The sequence below is a fragment of the Acinetobacter endophylla genome, assembly GCF_053543775.1.
In genome coordinates this window covers 1-2083 of record NZ_JBLVOM010000281.1, presented here as the reverse complement: position 1 = coordinate 2083, position 2083 = coordinate 1, and the positions used below count along the sequence as shown (strand labels likewise).

The window sequence follows — 2083 nt, the reverse complement described above, 5'->3', positions numbered from 1 at the left end:
GACATTATGAAAATCCAGATAGGAGCGCTGCCCCTTAAATGCTCTTAAGGTAAAAAAGTCTGTCAGGATTTTTTTATGGGTAATGATTCCTGAAATCAGAGTCAATAACATGATAAAGGCAGCGACCGTCACAATGAGGCGACCGATGGTGTAGGGCATACCATAGAGCTGAAAATGAAAATTATAGAAAAAATCTCCCCCTTGTGTGGCTGAAAGCTGTAATTCTTTTCCTGTCGAAGCATTCAGGGTTTTGACTTCATAGCCACCATCCGCTTTTTGCCAGTAGACTTTATTCACCGGTGAGTCTTGATTGGCGACTACGATATACCAGTTTTGGGCGTCCGGTGCATGCTGCTGTAAATAGCTGTAAGCAGATTTTAAGGCAGTTTCCTGATTGACTTGCATTGTGGCAAATTCAGGCTGCATCCATAGACTGATTTCATGTCGGTAATAGGTGACCGCGCCTGTTAAAAAGATCGCAAAGAGTAACCAGCCAAAGCTTAAACCCAGCCATGAATGTAAACATGCCATGGATTGACGGACAGATTTATGCATGGTTTAACCTATGAAGCGGGAGAAGAGAAATAAAATAAGTAAAGGAATCAGGCTATAGATAGAAAGCTTTTTTAAACTTTGGATACAGAAGATTCCAATCACAAAACAAACATAAAAAATCAGGGCAGTAAATGCAGCCAAATAGACAGACTCAGCTTTAGGCAAATAAGCTTGTAAAAAGTAAGCCAGATCGAGTGCGATTAAATAACTGCACAAGTAGCCAATGCCAAAGGTCATGCCTAAGCGATAGAGAATGGCAAGTGGCTGCACTACAATAGACATCATATTTGGCCTTGAATAAATCTATACTGATGAAAATCTAAAAACTTAATAAACAAAACTTAAAGTCGTTACCAGATACTGTTTTTTATAGGCCTGCTGATTCAATTTTCCTGCCTTGTCTGCTTCTTTGCCAACTTCAATGACATATTGACCTTTCCATGGCGTGGCGATCGTAATCTGGCCTTGGCCGTTGGTAGTGTATTTTTTTAGCCAGAATTGCGGGGAAAAGACTGTGACTTCAACATCCGCAGCAGCTTTACCCTGATACAGTACCGTAAATGTATTGCTGTTGATCTGAGTCGGGACAATATCTAGTTCTGACTCTGCTTTCAAGTTTTGTCTGCCGGATTTGGCATGATAGCTCAACAATGATTCTCCATAGATCAATTCATGACTGAGCTGGACATCTGTCTGGCCTTGGGTCGCATAAAGCAAATGATCTTGTTGCATTTGAGGACTAAAGCTTTTTCTAGACTGAACGGCCTTTGCTTGATTAAAAGACTTCAAGGCACCTTGCTGCGTTTCTTTAAGCTGTTCACTATATTCACCAAAGAACGCATGAGTCTGCTGATTTGTGCCACGTTCCAGCCAAAGCATATGCGCCTGAGCTGAAAGTGTCATAGACAGTCCGAGGGTCAGAGCGATCATTTTTTTCATTTGTTTTACCTGTTTTTGTGTATGTAGTGATGATTTAGCCCTGAACATGTCGTCAAAGCTAAGTTTGAAAATCAGTATTTAAATTTCACAGCAACGCTGTAATTTGCTGGTGCACCATAAAAACCTTGCTGATTCGGGAAATTGAACAGATATTTTTCATTGGTCAGGTTATTACCATTGGCTTGCAAGGTCATATGCTCATTCAGCTCATAGCTGGCCATTAAGTTCACGAGCGCATAAGCATCCTGCTCAATGATTCCAGCTTTCTGGGTAATCACTCCATTGGCGGTTGCTTCAGGCACATCTAGATAGGTCTGATCTTGCCACTGCACACCAAGGCCCAGTTTCAGTTTTGGAAGTTGCGGCACCTGATAGGTAGTTAAAAGATTAAAAGACTGGGTTGGATTGAAGGTACGCGCATCACCGCCATTGATCAGATCTTTCAGGCTAAACTGGGTATAACCAAAGCTTAAGTTTAAATGGTCGCTCAGTTGTCCCGCCAAGCCGAACTCGTAGCCTTGGGAACGCAAGTCACTAACCTGAGTCTTGCGTAAAGTCGGAATACCATCAGAATCACGAAGCGGATAAT

At 42.0% G+C, this 2083-nt stretch carries 4 protein-coding genes; all 4 read right to left on the bottom strand.

Annotated features, from left to right (window positions below; all coding sequences use genetic code 11):
• A partial coding sequence (locus tag ACNPNW_RS16110) for a PepSY-associated TM helix domain-containing protein (protein WP_448767172.1) occupies positions 1-555 on the bottom strand: 555 nt, incomplete at its 3' end.
• Positions 556-558: 3 nt separating this feature from the next.
• Positions 559-840 carry a hypothetical protein gene (locus ACNPNW_RS16105; protein ID WP_311204716.1) on the bottom strand — a complete coding sequence of 94 codons (282 nt, stop codon included), beginning with the start codon at positions 838-840 and terminating at the stop codon, positions 559-561.
• Between the two features lie 42 nt (positions 841-882).
• On the bottom strand, positions 883-1494 hold the full coding sequence (locus tag ACNPNW_RS16100; protein ID WP_004733134.1) for a DUF4198 domain-containing protein: 612 nt from the start codon (positions 1492-1494) through the stop codon (positions 883-885).
• A 71-nt stretch (positions 1495-1565) separates the two neighbouring features.
• On the bottom strand, positions 1566-2083 hold a 518-nt coding region (locus ACNPNW_RS16095; RefSeq protein WP_448767171.1), incomplete at its 5' end, for a TonB-dependent receptor domain-containing protein.